This is a genomic window from Scytonema sp. NUACC21, from assembly GCF_054684315.1.
Genome location: NZ_BAAFZH010000065.1, coordinates 15,265 through 36,340, shown reverse-complemented (window position 1 = coordinate 36,340; position 21,076 = coordinate 15,265). Strand labels below are relative to the sequence as shown.

The window sequence follows — 21,076 nt, the reverse complement described above, 5'->3', positions numbered from 1 at the left end:
CTTGATTTTTATCCTTATCTGGCGTGTTAAGTGGATGTGAATTAGTTCATTTTAATTAATTGCAAGAATTTGCATAAACTGTTAGCGTATTTTTACTGATGACTTTTAAATTTTTAGAATAAATAATGCTTGTATAACCGTAATTTTACGGGTTGTCTGATGCCTAAATTCTTAAGTGTTATAAGATTTTTATTTGGCAGTAGGTTGGGTTGAGGAACAAAACCCAACATTTAATTACAAGACCTACATTAAGAGCATCTTCGTGCTTAGAGGAACGAAACCTAACATTCAACTTGTACACCATCACGGTAGCCGATGCTTTGAGGAAGTAACCCAGACGTGGGCTTCTTTCTGTGCATCTTCATATGGAAACGTTATTAGCATTTTTCAACTCGTTCTGAAAAAGCTTGAAAACCTTGTTGTCTAATGAAGTGGAAAGCTTTGCAGCGATCGCACTTGTTGCAACCCAGTAAAAAGGTTGTGGCAAACCGAATTTCTGCCAAAAATCCTCAAGAGAAGTATCGCTCATATCTTCAACTTGTTGCACGATCAGGACTTTTCCTGAAATACGATGATGGGTTATGTGATGCGAAAAGGTACCGGGCAATTCGAGAAGTTGAAGCGGTTGCAGCGATTGAAACATCTTTTTAACTTCTGCAATTTCAATATCGGGTATCAATGGAAAGCCAACAGTATTTGATAAAAAACCTTTTGTTCTTTCTACAACAGCAAGTGTATCATTTGCCTTTCTCCAAATAACTAAAGCAAATAACTCTACATCCACTGCATCACGTCTTGGTTTCTTAGGAGGACAAATTTCAACACAATTCCTTTCAAAAGCCAAACAATGCGATCGCAAGGGACATAATAAGCAAAGCGGTTTTGTTTTACGACAGACAGTTGCTCCCAACTCCATCATTGCCTGGTTAAAATCACCAGGTCTTTCATGAGGAATTATGTGAGTTGCAAAATCTCGAATAGCTGATTGACCGGACGCACTCCACACATCCTGAGATAAAGCAAGCAAACGGCTGACAACCCGTGTCACATTGCCATCAACACAAGCAACTTTTTCGTTGAAACAAACGCTTGCAATAACAGCTGCCGTATAAGGACCACAACCAGGAATTTCCAGCCACTCGTTGTATGACTGAGGAAAACGACCTTCAAGGTGTTCAACAATAAATAATGCCCCTTTCTTCAAGTTACGGGCACGGGCATAATATCCCAAGCCCGACCAAAGTTGGCGTAGTGTCTCCTCATCGCACCCTGCAAGGTCGTAAACAGTAGGGAGTTGTTTGACAAATACTGAAAATTTGGGCACAACAACAGCTAGAGTAGTTTGTTGGCTCATAACCTCGCAGACCCAAGTGTGATAAATGTTTATCTTCTGACGCCAAGGCAGGGGTCTGTGGTGTTGGTCATACCAAGCAAGGAGTTCCTCCCCATATTGATTCAAGTTCTGACATTTATTCATACAACTGCCCATTTGATACGTTTTATATAGTACTTCCCCACCTGTGATTCAATTGACGATCAATATGCCTTTGCCTGTAGTATGGGACATGGAAACTGGTGACCCAGATGATTTCCTAACCCTGTTGTTATTGCTGGGTCACCCTCAAGTCAACCTCAAAGCCGTTACCGTTACCCCCGGTTCTCCTTATCAAATAGGGCTGGTGCGACAAGCACTTGCTTGGTTTGATGTAGATTTGCCAGTTGGCGCTTACAATATTGAACATCCAAAGGTATGTGTTTCCGATTGGCATTACGAGGTTTATGGAGACATTCCACCCTCGTACAATGCTGAACCCGGAGATGAAATCCTCAAACAGTACTGCGACGAAAATACAACGTTGATCGCCGGTGGTCCTCTGAAAAACCTAGGAAAAGCGCTCAAAAGCGATGGTAATTTTAAGCTAGGGCGTTTAGTTGTTCAGGGCGGGTTTGCAGGAGAAGGAGTCGTCCCAAGAGAACTGCAACTAGAAAAATTCAAAGGTATGGAGACTTGCCCAAGTTACAACCTCAACGGTGACCCAAAATCTGCACTAGCAGCGCTTTCTTATCCCGGTATTGGTGTGCGGCGCTTTGTTTCTAAAAATGTTTGCCACGGGGTTTGTTATGACCGCAATATGCACGAACATTTTCAACTCATTAAGGATAACAGTCTTTCTCTTTATTATATATGGAAGGGAATGGGGACTTACTTGAAAAAAAATCCATTAGGAAAAATATTTCATGACCCCTTAGCTGCTTGTTGTGCCATTGACGAATCTATTGGCACTTGGGCAGAAGTCGAAATATATCGCTCGAAAGGTAAGTGGGGCGCAAGATTGTTTCCTGGGTCTAATACTTGGATAATTACGGATTGCGATCGCGAAAAGTTTATTTCTACTTTGACCGCTTATTAAATACACTTAAATTCTTCTTTAAGTAGCTGATTGGGAATCAAAGCACGTCTGTACTTGAGAATTTAAAAACATATCAATCTCCAATAGATAAAAATAAACAATTCTCTCTTCCCAGCAGAATATTATCTATTCAACGAGGTAGGGTGGGCACTGCCCACCGCTAGCTACTTCTGAGCATTGCTACCAAAATCAGTAATTTTAGGATGGAAAAAGAGTAAGTTTCTCACTCTTTAATCCCCAAGGTATTAACTTGATGGATATTTGGGACTCACCAGAAGATGCCTGGGAAGATGCGTCAGGCGTAAGCAGTGAGGAAACGTTTTGGACTGAATTAGAGGAAATGTGGGCTGATATTCCACCAGTGCGACACCGACAACATAAAACGAGGGGAGCAAATGAATTAGCGCCTATTATGCTGGAAGGCATTATCGCTATGACATCAAACCCACGACAAATAGTGCTCGATCCCTTTGGAGGTTCTGGTACTACATTTTATGCGGCAGAAAAGTTACGTCGTTATTGGCTAGGAACGGAAATTGGCGATGTTGAGCCAGCAATTAAGCGACTTACTGATTTAGCAAATGGGAAGATAGAAGAATGGGAATCAGCTAGGGGAAAGAAAAAAGTGAAAATTTTGCCAAATGATTTAAAACATTAAAATATTTAAATTGTTTTATATAATAATTTTTTTAAAATTGAGTAAAAATTTATTTTAGTGTAAATCAATTATTTAATTTGAAACTCAAGCACAAAGTTATATGTATTTGTAAAGTTTATTTAAGCAATTGATAATTGGACATTGTGCTTTGATTACCTGATAATTCAATATACCATAAAGTACGTTGATGAATAAACGTATTCTAAACGCGTTATAGCTTGATAAGTGAAAATGCAATTAAAAGCTACCTTGGGGAATGTCAAAGCTTTGTCCTGATAGGATTTGCACGCAAAATTTCTAACCAAACGTACTACTTTTAAAAAGAAAAAATTTAAAAAAACTAAGTTCAATTTTAAAATCATGATTTTCACTGGCTTAGGCAGTTCTCAATTTGCAATCTTATCTTTGCAGCACGATCTCTTACGAAAAGCTCAATTAAAAAGAATGAATAAAACAGCAGCTGATAGATTCCCTAGTTTTGGAAACCCTAGTGACAAAAGTGTGTCTAGACAAATTACCTTGGACTTGACAGCAGAAGAGGCGAAGATGCTGGAAAGTTATTGTGCTCGCACAGGAAAAGAAGTAACAGACGTCATTCAGGAGCTTATTCAAGAACTGCCTGGTGTCTAGTTTCCACCTTGTAACTAAAAGTTAAGAGCAGTGTACTAGATAGCTGCTTGGTTTCGGCTCACTGTCCATTGCTTACTTTAAGACAAATTGCTCTGGCTTTTGCTGTTGCTTACAAGAAATTATTAAACTCAGGAGTGAATATTTATCAGAAAAATGGGTTGAAAACCCTGTGCTTCTAGCACGGCTTTGTATTAATATAATTGTATGAGAGTACAACTCATTTAAATAAAACCATACCCCGGACTGGGAGAAAGTAGACGCCCAGAACACTTTTGAGGAGATATCACTACGCACTATACGTGCAAACGTGCGTACCCCGTGGAATCCTAGCAATAGGGATAAAAAGAGCTAGAAAGTCTTAAGAATCTCTGACCCTTTAGGGCAGAGAGTGTCAATCACTTAACGTACCATTTAGCTTAATCGGTCATTCATCCCACATCTGACCGAAGGCAGTGTGGGATGAATGACCAGTTCTGCGTTAGGGAGGCTATTGATAAATGGCTAGAAGTTGCTTTAGCTTATCCTGGTGTACAGCTATTAAATTTGTCCCTGCCGATAGTAATTGATTCAACTCAATTAAGTGGTTTTCATAGCGACCCGTTTGACCAGCTTATTGTAGCTACAGCTAGATTTTATAATTGTCCTTTGTTAACTGCGGATACGAAAATTCTTAACTATCCTGATGTGCAAACTCTTAAGTAGAAGTATATTTCTTGAAGTTGGATATGAATGAGCGATTACCAATTGAGGCAGTGGTTGCATAAGCTATATCCGTCGTACTTGCTAGCTTTCTAGCTAGCCACTTACTAAACTAAACGGTTTAGTTTGCCCCTGGTGACAACTACGTTATATCTAGGTCTTCATGCAATAATTGCTATCATTAACCAACAATCCGTAGGGGCTAACGGTTGTTCGCCCCATGGCGGCTATTCGCTAAAGATACATTTTTCAAAGCGGGCGATGGGACTCGAACCCACGACGTTCACCTTGGGAAGGTGACATTCTACCACTGAATTACACCCGCAAGTAGCTGCACCTATTGGAGATAACAGCTATTATAACACGATTTGTCAATTTGAACTAGCCGGAGGCAAATCCCTGACCGCACCATTCCCTTCAGCAACATTTCGACGCTGCCGCTTTTTCTTACCAAAACCGTATTTAACTATATTCAGAATCCAGTTTTGGAAGTTGTCAATGTACGAGAACAGCACGGGCACGACTACGAGTGTGAGCAACGTGGAAGTTGTAAAACCTCCCAAGATGGCAACACCCATTGGTTGGCGGACTTCCGCACCTGCACCCAATCCCAAAGCCAAGGGAATGGTACCTGCGATCGTTGCAAAGGAAGTCATCATAATTGGTCGCAGACGGGACAATCCTGCTTCCATTAACGCCTGACGTTGTGTTTTCCCTTGCTCTAAGTTGATAATTGTATAGTCTACCAACAGGATGGAGTTTTTCGTCACAATTCCCATCAACAGGACAATACCAATCAGTGCATAGATTCCCAACGCTTTTTGTGCCAACATCAAACCTACCAGCGCACCCCCCAAACAGAATGGCAATGCAGCCATAATCGTTATGGGGTGGAGGAAGTTGTTATAAAGCAAAACGAGAATGGCATAGATACTCATCAATGCAAGCCCTAATGCAGCACCAAAACGACTGAAGATGTCAGACATAATCTTGGCATCACCGGAGTTTTGCAAGATGACTGACGGTGGTAAGTTTTGCAAAGCGGGTAGTTTATTGACTGCGTTGAGGGCATCCCCTAAGGAAATTCCTTCTAAGTTCGCTTCTAAGGAGACTTGACGGGAGCGATCGAAACGGTCTATAGTTGCAGGTCCACTACCAAAGCGGATATCTGCTACTGCTACTAGAGGAACTAAACTCCCATTTTGACTGGGAACTTGGAGATTTTTGATTGTTGTTATGTCCTCACGTGCTTTGGGGTCAACTTGTACGCGAATTGGAATTTGGCGATCGGGAAGATTGTATTTCGCTAAATTTGCATCGGTATCGCCAATTGTAGCAAGAGATGCCGTGCGGGCGATCGCTTGCACTGTTACCCCTAAATCTGCTGCCCGTTGGGGATTGGGGACAACCACAATCTCTGGTTTTACCAAACTTGCACTTGAAGACAGTTCCACCAATCCGGGTATTGTCCTCATTTGTTTTTCTATCGCGTTTGCTGCTTGAGTCAATGCTTGGGGATTCTCACTACGTAAGAGTATAGTCAAATCCTTACGACTACCAACAGAGCCAGAACTTTGGAAACTAATTCTTGCTCCTGGAATTTGCTCCAATACAGGACGCACCGACTGCTCAAACTCCACTTGGGAAATTTTCCTGCCTTCTTCTTTGGATTTCAACCGAAGAGTGAGTGTTAAATTATTAATTTCTTCTGTTGATAGCACACTCTCGACATTAGGGTTGTCCTTAACAAGGTTAGTAATTTGGGTGGCTACCTTTTTGGTATCTTCCAAAATAGAACCGGGGGGAAGTTCTGCAGAAATAATAGAAATTCCAATGTCACCACCATCAATCAACCCCTTGGGAATTAGGGGAACAAGCATCGCACTGCCAATAAAGAATGCTGTAGCAATGCCTATTGTTGTCAATTTGTGACGTAGCGCCCATTGCAGAAGAGATTTATAGGGTTGGAAGCGACGCCGTGAGGAGGAGGGGGAAAGGGGAGATTGGGGGTATTTTCCATTTTCTCCTTGTCTGTTTGTCTGTTTGTCTCCTTGTCCCTTCGAGCGCTTATCCTTCAACAAATAAGCCCCCATCATCGGCGTAATCATCCGCGCCACGAGGGTTGAGAAGATGGTGGAAACGGCAACAGTGACGCCAAAAGGTTGGAAAAATTGACCGGGAACACCACCCATAAAGGCAACCGGTAGAAACACGGCAATAATTGTTGCCGCACTAGCAATCACAGCCAAACCCACTTCATCAGATGACTCAAAAGCAGCTTGCATGGGCGATTTGCCCATTGACATGTGCCGTTCCATATTTTCAATTTCTACGACGGCATCATCCACCAAGTTACCGACTGCTAGTGCCAATGCCAACAAGGTCATGTTGTTGAGGGTGTAACCCAAGGCATATTGTACGGCAAAGGTGGGAATTATAGACAGCGGTAACGCTACTGCTGTAATAAGAGTTGCTCGCCAATCCCGTAAAAATACTAGAATGACAAGTACTGCCAATACTGACGCCTGAATTAATTCTTCAATGGTGCTTTTGTAAGAATTCCTAACAAATGAAGCTCTTGTAAAAATTAATTCCAGTTTGACATCAGGGGGGAGTGTTTCTTGCAGTTTTTCGACGGCTGCTTTGACTCCTTCTTCCACTGTCACCAAGACGCTGCCGGGACTCCGCAACACTTGAAACGCTACCACGGGTTGGTTGTTCAAGCTTGCGGCTTGTCGCACATCAGCGTAACCATCTTCCACTGTTCCCAAGCTGGACAAGGGTACGGAACCGCCTTCCGGCAAGACAATTTCGTAGTTTCTTAAAACTTCTACGCTAGCCGCGCTACCAAGAGTACGAATATTCTGTTCGCTGCCTCCTACTTCCGCACGTCCACCAGGTAAGTTAATGTTAAAAGCCCGAATCTGATCGTTGACTTGGGTGGCAGTGATACCTAAAGATTGCAACCGGCTCGGATCTAGGTTAATCCGAATTTCTCGGTCAACCCCACCGATACGCTTAACTTGTGCCACGCCTTTGACAGCCAATAAAGCACGGCTGATGGTTTGGTCAACAAGGTTACTCAATTCTTCTACAGAACGCTTGTCTGATTTCACCGCATAGGTTACAATAGCACCTCCGGCGAATTCTAAGCGCTGCACAATGGGGTCGTTGATGTCTTGGGGCAGGTTTTGACGAATTTGCGATACTGCATTGCGAACATCATTGGTGGCGCGATCTGTATTTGTCCCCAACACAAAATTGATGGTTGTTGTGGAAACACCATCAGTCACTGTCGATCGCAGTTCGTCAATGTTACCCAACCCAGCAACAGCATCTTCAATTTTTTTTGTGACTTGGAATTCCAGTTCCGCAGGACCTGCCCCTGGTTGTGTCACTTTCACTTGTACTGTTGGAACATCAATATTTGGGTTGGTATCAATCCCTAAAGAAAGAAAGCAAAACCAACCGACTATTGTCAAAATTAAGAATAAAACTATCGTTGGAACTGGTTTTTTTATCGACCAAGCTGAAATGTTGAAGGACATAGTTTAGTTAAGAGTCATTGGTCAAAAGTTATTGGTTATGATTACGGGCTTTTTAGAGACGTGTCATTGGACGTCTCTACAGACTCGGGATTGTTGACAATTCGTACTCTATCCCCATCTTTGAGATATCCTGCGCCTTGAACCACTACGCGATCGCCTCTTTGCACGCCACTTTTGATTTCCACTCTGCCACCAATGAGAACTTCTCCTAGTTCTACTTTTTGAGCGCGAACAGTGTCTTCACCCGATAGCATGAATACAATTGCACTCCCATCCGGTTGGGGAAGCACAGCTTTTTGGGGTACCGCCACACCTGTTGTGTTTGTTGTCGTAATGGCAGCACGGGCAAACATACCTGGTTTCAAAGAAACCGTTGAGGGTAAATCAATTTTCACCGTTGCTTCACGCCTTTGCTGATTCACCACAGGTTCTATTTCTCTGACTTTTCCTTGTATCCGTACCCGACTATCAACATCCGTTGTCACTTGCACCGGCGCACTAATTTTGACTTGTGTCAGTTGAACTTGAGGAACCAGTGCCTGCAATTCCAACTCACCATTTTGAATAATTGAGAATAACTTTTGTGTCCCGCCCACTACAGTTCCAATCTGAGTTTGGGGTGGCACACCCGTCACATCTCCCACTCTTGCCAACTTTTCTGCCACCACTCCCGAAACGGGCGTGCGAACCAAAGTTTGTCCTAGTTGAGTTTTGAGTTGTTCCACTCTCGCTGCACTACTTTTGACATTAGCTTGGGCACTGCTGACATTAGCTTGGGCAATGCTGACACCTGCAAGGGCACTACCGATGTTCGCTTGGGCGCTCTTAACGTTAGCTTGGGCACTCTTAACATTAGCTTCGGCAAGGCGCACCGCCTCTGTTGCTGTTGCCAAATTTGTCGTTGCAGTGTCAAATTGTTGGCGGCTAATTGCCCCTTCACCTGATAGATCTTGATTGCGCTTAAAATTGAGTTCCGCCTCTCTCAATTTTGCCTTGGCTTGAGCTAGGTCTGCTAATTTTTGCTGCACAATTGCTTGATTGGACGCAACAACTGCTTCACTAGAAGTGACAGATGCTCTTTTTGAGAGCAAATCTGCCTGTTTGGAAGCCACATCTGCCTGCTTTGCTTCCACTTCCGCTTTCGCTTGCCTAATTTGCTCTTGCAAAATAGAATTATCCAGTACAGCCAGCACTTGACCTGCTTTGACTTGTTCTCCCTCTTTCACAAGAACTTGTTTGATTTGCAACCCATTAGCTTGAGGCAAAATCGGCGTCAAATCCCTTGCTGCTACAGTTCCTGTCGTGTAGAGGGTGCGGGCAACACGAGTTGTTTCGGCTAGGGCAACGGTAACAGTCATGGTCGGCGCTGCTTTTTGTACCGATTTCACAGGTGCTGGTGTTTGACTTGCGGAGCGGTGACCAAGCATGCCCCCAACCCCAAAGGAGATAGCAACTCCCAAACCCGCACCTACTAACAATGGCACTAGCCAAGGGTTGCCCCGCTTCTCCGTTGTTGTTTTCTCTTCCCATTTGGCGTCTTCCACCGCCACTGGTTCTTCGAGTTCTAGTTCTGACAAACTCTCTTCACCCACAGTTGATGCCTCCACTTCCTGCCAAACCAAATATAAGCGCTTTCGCTTAAGAAAGTTTAAAAATGATTACTGTAAATTAACTATGACGTATTGCCAGGGCTTCTGGTTGTGTGATTCCTCGGAATTTACCCATGACAAAAGTCATATCTTTAGCTACAAGGAAATAGTTATCAATTCCTGACGCTCGATCGCGGGTCGCGAGTCACGGGTCACCATGTCAGCGATCGCTGTTCACTGTTTTTTTGCTGTGTTAAAGTCGTAAGGATTTGCTACTTCTGCTGCTGTCAGCCAGGAAACACTCTCGGTCTACTCTAGGAAGTGGTTATAAAATGACATTTGTCAAGTGCCGAACTGCCACTTGCTAGGTATGTCGATTCCTGGGAAACATAAATAATTATTATCAAACTGAGTATTTACTATGTTCAATGCAACTGAGATTTTAATAGATTCCTTTGTAGAACAAATTCGTGAAGGCTACCGTCGTACCTACGGCTGCTTTAAGCACGATTACCAAGATATTATAGCTTGGGCGGGTAACATGGCTTTAGAAAATATTGCCAATAGCGACGCCCTGTATCATAACGTAGAACACTCTATCTTAGTCACCTTGGTGGGACAAGAAATCTTACGCGGCAAACACATCCGTGAAGGTGGTGTCTCCAGTGAAGACTGGCTGCATTTTATCATCTCCTTAGTTTGCCATGACATTGGTTACGTCAAAGGGGTGTGCCGCCAAGACCGTGACGAAGAAGGCTTGTATGCTACTGGTAAAGATGGAAAAATGATTGGTCTGCCACCAGGCGCTTCTGATGCCAGTCTTACCCCATATCATGTTGATAGAGCAAAACTCTTCATAGATGAACGTTTTGGCGGACACAAACTTATAGATTCTGAGGTCATCAAGAGAAATATTGAATTAACTCGGTTTCCAGTGCCAGCTGTAGATGACCACCAAGATACACATAGTTTTGCTGGGTTGGTGCGTGCAGCGGATTTGATTGGTCAATTAAGCGACCCCCGTTATTTAAAAAAGATTACTTCCTTGTTCTATGAATTTGAGGAGACTGGGATGAATAAGGTATTGGGTTACCAAAATCCTGCTGACTTACGCAAGAACTACGCTAAGTTTTACTGGAATGTTGTCTATCAATATATTCAAGATGCATTGCGTTACCTTTCTCTAACACAGCAAGGAAAACAAATTATTGCCAATCTTTACTCTAATGTGTTTGTTGTAGAACACGAAAAAAATCAAGAAGACCACCTGTATTTGGTTGAGAAGCGGCGGGCTTAGTCATTGGTCATTTGTCCAGTGTCATTTGTTACTATTAACAACTAACAACTAACAACTAACTAGTAACTAAAAACTATGAACTGGTGGTATCGACTGAAAAAGAACCCTTTAGCAAAATTAGGGGCAATTGTGCTCTTGTTTTTCTACATGATAGTGATTGCCGCTGATTTTGTTGCTCCATATGACCCCTACGCCTCTCAACCCAATGGTTCTCTACTACCACCAACTCGGGTTTATTGGGTTTCTCAAGAAACAAAGCAATTTATCGGTCCTCATATTTATCCAACAACTCAGGGAGAAACGGATTTAAACACAGGCGATCGCGAACTCATCGTCAACTACAAAAAACCTTCTCCCTTACGGCTGTTCGTTCAAGGTTGGGAGTACCGTTTGTTTCAGTTGAGTGTGCCCCTACCACCTAAATGGCAAGAAGTAGATATTATTCCCGGTATTCCCTTAAATTGGCATTTATTTGGTGCTGATGGTGAAGCAAAGTTCAACCTTTTGGGTACGGATGACCAAGGGCGCGACCAATTGAGCCGCCTGCTTGTTGGTGGACGTATCAGTTTGTTTATCGGTCTTGTGGGAGTTGCCCTCACCTTTCCTTTGGGGCTGCTGATAGGTGGAATTTCGGGATATTTGGGAAGTTGGACAGATAGTGTCATCATGCGCTTAACCGAAGTGCTGATGACTTTTCCCAGCATTTATCTTTTGGTCACTTTAGGTGCAGTCTTACCACCAGGAATATCAAATACCCAGCGCTTTTTGCTGATAGTCGCCATCACTTCCTTTATCAGTTGGGCAGGATTAGCAAGAGTCATTCGCGGACAAGTGCTTTCAATTAAAGAGCGAGAGTATGTCCAAGCGGCAAAAGCGATGGGGGGAAAACCGCTGTATATCATCCTCCGACACGTACTCCCGCAAACTGCGACATATATCATTATTTCTGCTACCCTTTCTATTCCCAGTTTCATTGGGGCAGAGGCGGTACTCAGTCTTATCGGATTGGGAATTCAACAGCCAGACCCTTCTTGGGGGAATATGCTATCTCTGGCAACGAACGCCTCTGTTTTGGTGTTACAACCTTGGCTCATCTGGCCTCCTGCACTTTTAATTATCGTTACAGTGTTAGCTTTCAACGTACTGGGCGATGGGTTAAGGGATGCTCTCGACCCCCGTAGTTTGCAGCGTTAACAACCTGAGCCAACATCGCCTGCGGCATATCCCAAAATTTCTTGTGTTACAGGCATTTGTTGTGGTGCAGAAATTTCTTGTGGTGCAGAACAGAAATTTCTTGTGGTGCAGGCATTTGTTGTGGTGCAGAACAGAAATTTCTTGTGGTGCAGGCATTTGTTGTGGTGCAGAAATTTCTTGTGGTGCAGGCATTTGTTGTGGTGCAGAAATTTCTTGTGGTGCAGGCATTTGTTGTGGTGCAGAATGACAAATGACAAATGACAAATGACCGATTATGTCTGGTTTCGTTCCTCAATCCAATCTATATGGTTTTAATGTGTACTTTATACATCATCTTTTATTATTGGAAAATCTCTAGGAGGATAAGTGATAAAAAATGGTCAATGATGTAGGGGCGAACGGTTGTTCGCCCTCAGAATAATCTGTTTTTTTCCAATCATCCTTAAATATGTAGTTATATGTGGTGGGCAGTGCCTACCCTACATGAGGTTAATTTTTATTTTAAAAACTATCTCTAAAGCATTTTATTCCTATGCATTGATTACCTGTTTAATTGCGGTATATCCAGTTACTTTCATTGAGTGTTGTGTATTTCTTAACAGATTTCTTTGTCCCTATTCTAATAAGTAATATGAGAGATACAAATTGAGTATGTTAGCCTTTAGGTGATTTGTCATGTGCCAATTACTGGGAATGAATTGCAACGTACCCACGGATATTTGTTTTTCCTTTGAGGGGTTTGCAGCGCGGGGAGGAAAAACGGATGACCATCGCGATGGTTGGGGTATTGCTTTTTTTGAAGGAAAGGGCTGCCGAATTTTTTTAGACGATAAACCTTCCATTGCTTCTCCCATAGCAGATTTGGTGCGGAAATATCCCATCCATTCTATGAATGTGATTGCTCATATCCGCAAGGCAACTCAAGGTGAAGTGGCTTTGGAAAATTGCCACCCTTTCCGCCGAGAACTTTGGGGACGGTATTGGGTGTTTGCTCATAACGGTGATTTGCGAGATTTTCATCCCGAAAATTTTGCGTTTTATCAACCTGTAGGCAACACTGATAGCGAAAAAGCTTTTTGTCTGATAATGGACAAGTTGCGAAGCTATTTTCCTCGATGTAAACCACCCTTGGAAAAACTTTACTCTGTTCTCAAGGAAATCACTGCGTTTTTAGCAGAAAAGGGTATTTTTAACTACTTACTTTCCGATGGAGAGCACTTTTTTGCTCATTGCTCAACTAAGCTTAGCTATATTGTCCGTCAAGCACCTTTTGCAGCCGCCCATTTGATTGACCAAGATATAACTGTAGATTTTAGTGAATTGACGACTCCAAACGATCGCGTTGCTGTCATTGTCACTACCCCTTTAACTGATAATGAAGTATGGACGCAAATCCAACCAGGAGAACTCTTAGTATTTCAAGATGGTTTGCCAATTCGCTATCAGTAACTGGTTAACAGTCAATCTCCACTTTTCCTACAGATTATGTGTTGTTTTTTCTTGCTTTTTTAGCGTATGCCATGTATTATATCTCACAATAAACAATAAATACGGTTAATTCACCAATAAACCGTATGAGTTCGGGGGCAATGGCATGAGTTATTGGGAGTCTGTCCTGAGACAAGCAGGGCAATCGCTATTAGGTATTACCACTAAGTTTAGACTGAAATCTTTCAAAAGCTTTTTATCACTCTTTTTAGTGGGAGTTAGTTTAAGTATAACGATCGCAGCTTGCTCTGGTGGCAATACGAGCAGTTCTTCTGGCGGTTCAACTGCAACCGATCCAGCAGCTAGCCCTGTAGCCGCAACAAACAACAAAGATGTTGAAATCACCCTAGTTTCATTTGCCGTCACTAAGGCTGCTCACGAAGCTATTATTCCAAAGTTTGTCGAAAAGTGGAAGAAAGAGCACAATCAAAATGTGACTTTCAATCAAAGCTACGGTGGTTCTGGTTCTCAAACCCGTGCTGTGATTGATGGTTTGGAAGCCGATGTTGTTCATTTGGCACTGGGCTTGGATGTAGGAAGGATTGAAAAGGCGGGATTGATTCAGGCAGGATGGGAGAAGGAAATTCCCAATGATGCGATCGTTTCCAAATCTGTTGCTGCATTAGTCACCCGAGAAGGAAACCCCAAAGGTATCAATACTTGGACTGATTTGGCGAAAGATGGTGTAAAACTAATCACTGCCGACCCTAAAACATCTGGTATTGCTCGGTGGAACTTCCTGACTCTGTGGAATGCCGCCATCAAAGCGGGAGGGGGAGAAGATAAAGCACTTGAGTTTGTTACCAAAGTCTACGGTAACGTGCCAGTTTTGACAAAGGATGCTCGCGAAGCTACTGACGCCTTTTTCAAGCAAGGTCAAGGGGATGCCTTGATTAATTACGAAAACGAGATTATTTTGGCACAACAGAAAGGCGAGAAAGTAAACTATACTATCCCTGATGTCAACATATCTATTGACAATCCAATCGCAGTTGTAGATAAGAACGTTGATAAGCACGGAACCCGCGAAGTCAGTGAAGCTTTCGTAAAATTCCTATTTGAACCGGAAGCGCAGGAAGAGTTTGCCAAAGTCGGATTCCGACCGGTCAATGAAACAGTTGCCCAAAATAAGGCAGTTTCAGACAAATACCCCAAAGTCCAAAATCTCGGTACTGTACAAGACTACGGCGGTTGGAACTCCATCCAGGACAAGTTCTTTGCAGATGGCGCAGCCTTTGACAAAATTCAGGCAAAAATCAAACGGTAATTTGTTGGTGGTTAGTAGTTAGTAGTTAATAGGTAGTAGGTTCAACTGTGGTTCAGAAATTGGATGATTGGTGGGCAATGCCCACCCTACTTCTAACCACCAACCACTAACTACTATCCACTAACTACTATCCACTAACTACTATCCACTAACTACTATCCACTAACCATTAACCACTAATGGCTATTTCATCTCCTCCATCACCTTCTACTAGGCAATCTCTTCGCCCACAACCTCCTATTTGGAAAAGGTATCTACAACATCTGGTTCAACTTCCTTGGACATGGCGAATTACGATCGCCTACTTGACAGTGATGTTGTTTTTACCAGTCATAGCGATGCTGGCTAAAGCAAGTACTGAACCTCCTGCCCGGTTTTGGGAAATTGCGACAAGCCCCATTGCTTTGGCAACCTATGAGGTCACTTTTGGCACATCGCTTGTTGCTGCTCTCTTCAATGGTGTTTTTGGCACTCTGATTGCTTGGGTCTTTGTCCGCTACGATTTCCCTTTGAAACGGCTGCTTGATGCTACCGTAGATTTGCCGTTTGCTTTGCCGACTGCAGTAGCAGGATTAACCTTGGCTACGGTGTATAGCGAGAATGGTTGGGTTGGCTCTTTGCTGGCACCTTTGGGAATTAAGGTATCCTTTACTCGTTTGGGGGTGGGGGTAGCGATGATATTCATATCTCTACCTTTTATTGTGAGAACGGTACAACCGGTGTTATTGGAAATGGAGAAGGAAATTGAAGAAGCAGCTTGGAGTCTGGGAGCTACCCAATTACAGACTTTTTGGAAGGTGATTCTACCACCACTGTTTCCCTCAATTCTGACGGGTGTGGCTTTGGGTTTCTCCCGTGCTGTTGGAGAATACGGTTCCACTGTCATTATTGCTTCCAACACTCCTTTTCAAGACTTAATTGCACCCGTGCTGATTTTCCAGCGTTTGGAGCAGTATGACTATTCTGGTGCAACGGTTATTGGTATGGTGTTACTTTTTATTTCCTTAGTGATGCTGCTGGGAATTAATCTTATACAAGCTTGGGGAAGAAGATATGACGCAAGATGAATTTCCACAACCTCACTTTCATTCAACAACAAACCCACCCACAAATCAAAAGAAAGCCAAACCCAAAAGTGCGGCTCCTGCCATACTGATTGCGATCGCAATTGGCTACCTCGCTCTCGTTATCTACATCCCCGCACTCAACGTCTTTGTCCAAGCATTTAAGAGCGGTTTTGGCGCATTTGTGTCTAACCTTTCGCGACTGGAATTTACTCATGCGGCTTGGTTGACGGTGGCGCTGGCTGTCATTGCTGTTCCCGTGAACACCGTGTTTGGTTTGTGTGCAGCTTGGGCGATCGCCCGCCATCGATTCCCCGGTCGTGCTTTTGTTCTGAGTCTGATTGACCTGCCCTTTTCTATCTCACCCGTAGTTGCGGGGTTGATGATAGTGCTGCTTTACGGGCGAAATGGGTGGTTCGGTCCGTGGTTGGAAGCAGCCGATGTCAAAATTATCTTCGCCTTTCCCGGTATGGTGCTGGCGACAGCCTTTGTGAGTTTGCCCTTTGTGGCGCGAGAAGTTATTCCCGTTCTTGAAGAATTAGGCAGTGACCAAGAGGAAGCAGCCAGAACCTTGGGTGCGAAAGATTGGCAGATATTTTGGCGCGTCACTCTGCCAAATATCCGATGGGGCTTACTTTACGGTCTGCTTTTGACTAACGCTCGGGCAATGGGTGAGTTTGGTGCTGTTTCCGTTGTGTCCGGAAACATAGCCAAGAAAACCCAAAGCTTACCTCTCTATGTGGAAGACGCTTACAAACAGTACGAAACTGAAGCAGCCTTCTCCGCTGCCGTGCTGCTGGCTTTGCTAGCAGTGGTCACCCTAGTAGTGAAAGAAATTTTGGAACGGAGAACAGGCATCAAAACCAGTGGAAAACATTAAGCGAGAGATTAAAGTTATGGTCGCAGACAATCAGCTCGTCAATAAACGGATTCGGGTGAGAATTCCTAGAGAATATCAGCAGGAACCTGTGATTTCTCGCCTGGTATCAAACTATGGTGTAACAGTGAATATCACCGCTGCTATGCTGGGGGCAAACGGTATTGGAGATGGTTGGTTTGACCTTGATTTACAAGGCAGTAGCTCGCAGATCGAGAGTGCATTAACTTATATCAACGACTTGGATTTGGAAATTTGGCACGATATCAATATCGGTGATTACTAATTCGTGGTTTGTAATTCGTAATTCGTAATAAACGAATAATCAAGAACTATGTTTGAAAATAGCAGTACCACAAAAGTTCGTTTGCAGTTGCATATCCCCGAACGCTACCAACAAGAGCCTGTGATTTCTAAACTAATTGCCGCTCATGGTTTAGTCGTAAATATTACAGGGGCAAAGTTAGGAAAACACACGAATGGAGAGGGACGTTTTGACCTTGAAATTCGTGGAACGGTGCCACAAATTTGGCGCGGTCTAGATTACCTAGAATCCCTCAATGTAACAATTGTGGGTAAGCCTCATTCTGATGGAGATAGCTGGTACTGCTGATGACTTCACTGCTAATAAGTAAGTCGGCGTGAATAAACAGACAGGAGTTACAAAATGTAAATACATCTAAAACCTTTACTAATGACTAATGACAAAGGACGACCCTCACCAGTGACATTTTTTCGTACCGACCTACTTAATGACTTGCTAACAAACTTTAAATTTCATAGTGCCAAAGTTCTTCTTCTTTCAGCACAATTCGATGTAAGGGCAAACGATGAATCAACCCCTGTTCTTCTAATTGAGTCAGGATACGAGTAATGGTCACGCGAGTTGAATTCAGCATATCCGCAATATCTTGATGAGTGAGGCGCAAATCAATGAGATTTCCTGATTCTACTTCACGACCAAATTTTTTAGCTAACCAAGCAAGCAGCTTGACAACCATGATTTCCACTGTTTTGTAGCTGCGAACGATCGCGAGTTCTTCTGCTTGTTGAATATGAGCCAGCAAAATCTGTGTCAGTGGAAACCACCCATCCAAAGGTAAGGGTGTTGCCTCCACTTTGGTCAAACACTCAATTTGATAGGGTTCGATTCTAGAAAAGGCTTGACTGACAATATCTCCCGGTCCCCAAATTCCTAAGGTGACAAGTGTACCGTCTTCATGCCAAGTCACAACCCTCACCACTCCTGTTTCGATTTTCCACAAGGTATCCGGCTTCAGCGGCAGAGATGAGCGAGACTTAAAGCTTTTTTTGATGTTTTGACTAGATGGATTTGGAAAATGCGATGAAATAGACATTGTTGTTTAATTACTACTTTCCGATAAAAAAACCGTAGTTTATAACTATATACCAGTTTCTAGGAGCAGATTGCTATGGGTATTGCAGTTGAAAATGTAACTAAACAGTATGACTCGTTCTTGGCTGTGGACAATGTGAGCCTGGAAGTAAAAACAGGTTCTTTAGTAGCTCTATTAGGTCCGTCTGGGTCTGGTAAATCAACCTTACTGCGAATGATTGCAGGATTGGAAACTCCTAATTCCGGTCACATCTGGTTGGTTGGTGAAGATGCCACTTACAAATCAGTGCAAGAACGTCAAATAGGGTTTGTATTTCAGCATTACGCTCTATTTAAACACATGACGGTACGCGAGAACATCGCCTTTCCACTAGAAATCCGTAAGTTTCCTAAAAGCAAGATTCAACCCAGAGTCGAAGAACTTTTGGAATTAGTGCAGTTACAGGGTTTCGGGGAACGTTACCCCTCGCAACTCTCAGGAGGTCAACGTCAGCGGGTAGCACTGGCAAGAGCATTAGCCGTCCAGCCGAGAATATTGCTTTTAGATGAACCGTTTGGTGCATTAGATGCTAAAGTCCGCAAGGAATTGAGAATGTGGTTGAGACAACTGCATGAAGAAGTTCACGTGACAACCGTATTCGTTACCCACGACCAAGAAGAAGCAATGGAAGTTTCGGATCAAATTGTGGTCATGAATAAAGGTCGGGTAGAGCAAATAGGTACACCTGCTGAAATTTACGACCACCCAGCAACACCTTTCGTCATGAGCTTCATTGGTCCGGTCAACGTTCTTTCAAGTCAAGCCGGTATTGTCCCAAATACAAATTTGGTAACTCCATCAAGCCATCAAGTTTTCCTACGCCCCCATGACATTACCATCAGAACCAATCCTATTGAAGAAAATGCCGTACCCGCGAAAGTGTACCGCATTATCAACTTAGGTTGGGAAATTCGGGTTGAGTTAGTTCTCCAATCTGAAGAAACAGTCATTGCCTACTTAACTCGCGAGCAATTTAATCAGGTCAATATTAAGGAAGAACAGCGAGTTTTTGTGAAACCCAAACAGGCAAAAGTTTTCCCCACTTATGCCATGAGTGAAGCTTCTTAACCTATGTAGATACGCGTTCAAGTACACTCTATTGTAAGGGCGAACGCGAGTGCATGCCGACGCAAGGTAGGCATACGGTCGTTCGCCCCTACCTATGACTATTAATTTTGATATATAAATTAAATAATGCAATCCAAAGCTCCTTTACCTATTCATTTTCTAAATAACAAAAAGACTTTACCCATCATTGAAGCTTATTTCGAGTTCAATCATCTGAAACAGCTTTACCGTCAGGGTTGGCTAAAGCACGGTATAGCACCTGAACGTTGCGAAAGCGTGGCTGAGCATTCCTTTTGCGTTGCTCTATTAGCTTTGTTTTTAGGTAATATATACGAGCCTAATTTAGATACTGTAAAAGCCCTTCGTATGGCTCTCATACATGATTTAGGAGAAATATATGCTGGAGATTTTACTCCGTCCGATAATATTGAAAAATCTCAGAAATATCAATTAGAAAGGCAATCTATTCTTCAAGTTCTCAGTAAACTGCCAAATGGATTAGAGTGGATTCATCTATGGGAAGAGTATGAACGGGGAGAAACGATAGAAGCACAGTTTGTTCGCCAATTAGATAAGTTAGAGATGGCTTTGCAAGCTAGCGTTTACGAACACCAAGGGCTAGCTAATTTATCTGTATTTTTTGAATCTGCCAATCAAGCTTTGTCTGCACCTCAGCTTAAGTTTATATTTGAATCTTTAAAGACTCCCAAATAAGAAAATCTTCAAATATCTCTTGTGGTGCGGGCTTCTAGCCCGCCGGTACAGTAGTCAAGCAGAGAAGCAAAACACACATTTTCTCTCTACAGCAATCCTTGATATTTCGTGAATTTAGAGACGCGCCATGGCTCGTCTCTACATAAAACTAGGTTATTTATGATTTCTGTACCGATGCTCTAGCCCGCCACTTTAGTACAGATATATCAGGCAACTTTTACCCCTCCCTAGCCCGGACCTTATCAAGAATTTTTACCCCTCCCTAACCCGGACCTTATCAAGGATTTTTACCCCTCCCTAGCCCGGACCTTATCAAGGGGAGGGAATTTGATTTCTTGTTTCCCCCCTTGATAAGGGGGGATTAAGGGGGGTCAATCAACTTGTCATCAGAGCTTGACTTCCCAATGATTGGCTGTTTCTGCGGTAGTTGCAGTGTTGGTATCGCTGATTCCTGCTTTGGGTTGGGTGGCTGTACCTGCTGGGTTGCTCACGGGATTGCTTTTGGGATTAATTAACGGTGCTCTCATCACCTTTTTGGATGTACCACCTTTTATTGTCACCCTGGGTTCCCTAACTGCTTTACGGGGTGCTGCCTTTTTGGTTGCTAACGGTACAACGGTTATTAACCGTGACATCAATTTTGCTTGGATAGGTAATAACTATTTAGGTCCCCTTCCCTGGCTGGTCATCATTGCCCTACTAACTGTAGCTGCTACTTGGTTTGTTCTGCGACAGACTGTTTTGGGGGTACAAATCTATGCTGTCGGTGGTAACGAACGAGCAGCACGGCTGACTGGTATTAAAGTCAATCGCGTGTTGTTATTTGTCTACGGTATCAGTGGATTGCTAGCAGGTTTGGCAGGAATCATGAGTGCCAGTCGTCTTTATAGTGCCACTGGTATGTTAGGTCAGGGCTACGAGTTAGATGCGATCGCTGCTGTTATTCTAGGTGGGACTAGTTTTACAGGCGGTATTGGCACGATTGGTGGAACCCTTCTAGGTGCATTAATTATTGCTGTTCTCAACAATGGTTTGACCTTGTTGAATATGTCTTACTTCTGGCAACTTGTTGTCAAAGGACTGGTAATTATTGTGGCGGTGATAATAGACCGCCTCCGCAGACGTTCCAGACGGTAGTGACAAAATAATTCGTAATGACAAATTCATTAATTACG

The 21,076-nt window shown here is 43.2% G+C and carries 19 protein-coding genes, 1 tRNA gene and 1 pseudogene; 16 read left to right on the top strand and 5 right to left on the bottom strand.

Going from position 1 to position 21,076, the window contains the following annotated elements:
- Nucleotides 1–361: 361 nt before the first annotated feature.
- The gene (locus ACYRY3_RS11210) at nt 362–1,477 is read right to left on the bottom strand and encodes an A/G-specific adenine glycosylase (protein ID WP_460201753.1); all 1,116 of its coding nucleotides are present in this window, start codon (nt 1,475–1,477) and stop codon (nt 362–364) included.
- A 64-nt stretch (nt 1,478–1,541) separates the two neighbouring features.
- On the opposite strand from ACYRY3_RS11210, the gene ACYRY3_RS11205 reads away from it, so the two are divergent.
- The 4 genes and pseudogenes from ACYRY3_RS11205 to ACYRY3_RS11190 all read left to right on the top strand — a co-directional run.
- Nucleotides 1,542–2,411, top strand: a complete 870-nt coding sequence (locus tag ACYRY3_RS11205; protein ID WP_460201752.1) for a nucleoside hydrolase — start codon at nt 1,542–1,544, stop codon at nt 2,409–2,411.
- A gap of 244 nt (nt 2,412–2,655) precedes the next feature.
- Nucleotides 2,656–3,069 (top strand): DNA methyltransferase, encoded by a 414-nt coding sequence (locus ACYRY3_RS11200; protein WP_460201789.1) that lies wholly within the window; start codon nt 2,656–2,658, stop codon nt 3,067–3,069.
- 282 nt (nt 3,070–3,351) lie between these two features.
- Nucleotides 3,352–3,699, top strand: a complete 348-nt coding sequence (locus tag ACYRY3_RS11195) for a hypothetical protein (RefSeq protein ID WP_460201751.1) — start codon at nt 3,352–3,354, stop codon at nt 3,697–3,699.
- Between the two features lie 486 nt (nt 3,700–4,185).
- Nucleotides 4,186–4,401 (top strand): annotated as a pseudogene (locus ACYRY3_RS11190) (PIN domain-containing protein); the annotation flags it as partial.
- Between the two features lie 250 nt (nt 4,402–4,651).
- On the opposite strand, the gene ACYRY3_RS11185 reads toward ACYRY3_RS11190, so the two are convergent.
- From ACYRY3_RS11185 to ACYRY3_RS11175, 3 genes are all read right to left on the bottom strand, one after another.
- Nucleotides 4,652–4,723, bottom strand: a tRNA-Gly gene (locus ACYRY3_RS11185).
- Nucleotides 4,724–4,769: 46 nt separating this feature from the next.
- Nucleotides 4,770–7,946, bottom strand: coding sequence for an efflux RND transporter permease subunit (locus tag ACYRY3_RS11180; RefSeq protein ID WP_460201750.1), 3,177 nt, complete (start codon nt 7,944–7,946; stop codon nt 4,770–4,772).
- Between the two features lie 41 nt (nt 7,947–7,987).
- Nucleotides 7,988–9,538, bottom strand: a complete 1,551-nt coding sequence (locus ACYRY3_RS11175; RefSeq protein WP_460201788.1) for an efflux RND transporter periplasmic adaptor subunit — start codon at nt 9,536–9,538, stop codon at nt 7,988–7,990.
- Between the two features lie 418 nt (nt 9,539–9,956).
- Between ACYRY3_RS11175 and ACYRY3_RS11170 the strand changes: the two genes are divergently transcribed.
- The 9 genes from ACYRY3_RS11170 to ACYRY3_RS11130 all read left to right on the top strand — a co-directional run bounded on the left by ACYRY3_RS11170 (nt 9,957) and on the right by ACYRY3_RS11130 (nt 17,335).
- The gene (locus ACYRY3_RS11170; RefSeq protein ID WP_460201749.1) at nt 9,957–10,832 is read left to right on the top strand and encodes an Npun_R2479 family HD domain-containing metalloprotein; all 876 of its coding nucleotides are present in this window, start codon (nt 9,957–9,959) and stop codon (nt 10,830–10,832) included.
- Nucleotides 10,833–10,907: 75 nt separating this feature from the next.
- Nucleotides 10,908–12,026 carry an ABC transporter permease gene (locus tag ACYRY3_RS11165; protein ID WP_460201748.1) on the top strand — a complete coding sequence of 373 codons (1,119 nt, stop codon included), beginning with the start codon at nt 10,908–10,910 and terminating at the stop codon, nt 12,024–12,026.
- A gap of 77 nt (nt 12,027–12,103) precedes the next feature.
- Nucleotides 12,104–12,280 carry a hypothetical protein gene (locus ACYRY3_RS11160; RefSeq protein ID WP_460201747.1) on the top strand — a complete coding sequence of 59 codons (177 nt, stop codon included), beginning with the start codon at nt 12,104–12,106 and terminating at the stop codon, nt 12,278–12,280.
- Nucleotides 12,281–12,701: 421 nt separating this feature from the next.
- Nucleotides 12,702–13,475: a class II glutamine amidotransferase gene (locus ACYRY3_RS11155; RefSeq protein WP_460201746.1), complete on the top strand. Its 774-nt coding sequence runs from the start codon at nt 12,702–12,704 to the stop codon at nt 13,473–13,475.
- Between the two features lie 145 nt (nt 13,476–13,620).
- A complete protein-coding gene (locus ACYRY3_RS11150) occupies nt 13,621–14,781 on the top strand; it encodes a sulfate ABC transporter substrate-binding protein (protein WP_460201745.1) in 1,161 nt (386 codons plus the stop codon).
- A 179-nt stretch (nt 14,782–14,960) separates the two neighbouring features.
- Nucleotides 14,961–15,848 carry a sulfate ABC transporter permease subunit CysT gene (cysT, locus tag ACYRY3_RS11145; RefSeq protein WP_460201744.1) on the top strand — a complete coding sequence of 296 codons (888 nt, stop codon included), beginning with the start codon at nt 14,961–14,963 and terminating at the stop codon, nt 15,846–15,848.
- The gene (gene cysW / locus ACYRY3_RS11140; protein WP_460201743.1) at nt 15,835–16,725 is read left to right on the top strand and encodes a sulfate ABC transporter permease subunit CysW; all 891 of its coding nucleotides are present in this window, start codon (nt 15,835–15,837) and stop codon (nt 16,723–16,725) included. Before cysT ends, cysW begins: the two co-directional genes overlap by 14 nt.
- Before the next feature lie 16 nt (nt 16,726–16,741).
- On the top strand, nt 16,742–17,008 hold the full coding sequence (locus tag ACYRY3_RS11135) for an NIL domain-containing protein (protein ID WP_460201787.1): 267 nt from the start codon (nt 16,742–16,744) through the stop codon (nt 17,006–17,008).
- A gap of 48 nt (nt 17,009–17,056) precedes the next feature.
- Nucleotides 17,057–17,335, top strand: a complete 279-nt coding sequence (locus ACYRY3_RS11130; protein ID WP_460201742.1) for an NIL domain-containing protein — start codon at nt 17,057–17,059, stop codon at nt 17,333–17,335.
- 157 nt (nt 17,336–17,492) lie between these two features.
- Here the strand turns inward: ACYRY3_RS11130 and ACYRY3_RS11125 are convergent, their stop codons facing one another.
- Nucleotides 17,493–18,080, bottom strand: a complete 588-nt coding sequence (locus ACYRY3_RS11125) for a Crp/Fnr family transcriptional regulator (protein ID WP_460201741.1) — start codon at nt 18,078–18,080, stop codon at nt 17,493–17,495.
- Nucleotides 18,081–18,155: 75 nt separating this feature from the next.
- On the opposite strand from ACYRY3_RS11125, the gene ACYRY3_RS11120 reads away from it, so the two are divergent.
- From ACYRY3_RS11120 to ACYRY3_RS11110, 3 genes are all read left to right on the top strand, one after another.
- Complete coding sequence (locus tag ACYRY3_RS11120; RefSeq protein WP_460201740.1) at nt 18,156–19,187, top strand: sulfate/molybdate ABC transporter ATP-binding protein; 1,032 nt, start codon at nt 18,156–18,158, stop codon at nt 19,185–19,187.
- 126 nt (nt 19,188–19,313) lie between these two features.
- Complete coding sequence (locus ACYRY3_RS11115; protein ID WP_460201739.1) at nt 19,314–19,901, top strand: HD domain-containing protein; 588 nt, start codon at nt 19,314–19,316, stop codon at nt 19,899–19,901.
- A 408-nt stretch (nt 19,902–20,309) separates the two neighbouring features.
- Complete coding sequence (locus tag ACYRY3_RS11110; RefSeq protein ID WP_460201738.1) at nt 20,310–21,038, top strand: ABC transporter permease subunit; 729 nt, start codon at nt 20,310–20,312, stop codon at nt 21,036–21,038.
- Nucleotides 21,039–21,076 lie beyond the last annotated feature (38 nt).

Coding starts and splice junctions, on each gene's coding strand:
- ACYRY3_RS11210 (WP_460201753.1), bottom strand. CDS start 1,477: ATGAATAAATGTCAGAACTTGAATCAATATGGGGAGGAACTCCTTGCT.
- ACYRY3_RS11205 (WP_460201752.1), top strand. CDS start 1,542: ATGCCTTTGCCTGTAGTATGGGACATGGAAACTGGTGACCCAGATGAT.
- ACYRY3_RS11180 (WP_460201750.1), bottom strand. CDS start 7,946: ATGTCCTTCAACATTTCAGCTTGGTCGATAAAAAAACCAGTTCCAACG.
- ACYRY3_RS11170 (WP_460201749.1), top strand. CDS start 9,957: ATGTTCAATGCAACTGAGATTTTAATAGATTCCTTTGTAGAACAAATT.
- ACYRY3_RS11165 (WP_460201748.1), top strand. CDS start 10,908: ATGAACTGGTGGTATCGACTGAAAAAGAACCCTTTAGCAAAATTAGGG.
- ACYRY3_RS11155 (WP_460201746.1), top strand. CDS start 12,702: ATGTGCCAATTACTGGGAATGAATTGCAACGTACCCACGGATATTTGT.
- ACYRY3_RS11150 (WP_460201745.1), top strand. CDS start 13,621: ATGAGTTATTGGGAGTCTGTCCTGAGACAAGCAGGGCAATCGCTATTA.
- cysT (WP_460201744.1), top strand. CDS start 14,961: ATGGCTATTTCATCTCCTCCATCACCTTCTACTAGGCAATCTCTTCGC.
- cysW (WP_460201743.1), top strand. CDS start 15,835: ATGACGCAAGATGAATTTCCACAACCTCACTTTCATTCAACAACAAAC.
- ACYRY3_RS11135 (WP_460201787.1), top strand. CDS start 16,742: ATGGTCGCAGACAATCAGCTCGTCAATAAACGGATTCGGGTGAGAATT.
- ACYRY3_RS11130 (WP_460201742.1), top strand. CDS start 17,057: ATGTTTGAAAATAGCAGTACCACAAAAGTTCGTTTGCAGTTGCATATC.
- ACYRY3_RS11125 (WP_460201741.1), bottom strand. CDS start 18,080: ATGTCTATTTCATCGCATTTTCCAAATCCATCTAGTCAAAACATCAAA.
- ACYRY3_RS11120 (WP_460201740.1), top strand. CDS start 18,156: ATGGGTATTGCAGTTGAAAATGTAACTAAACAGTATGACTCGTTCTTG.
- ACYRY3_RS11115 (WP_460201739.1), top strand. CDS start 19,314: ATGCAATCCAAAGCTCCTTTACCTATTCATTTTCTAAATAACAAAAAG.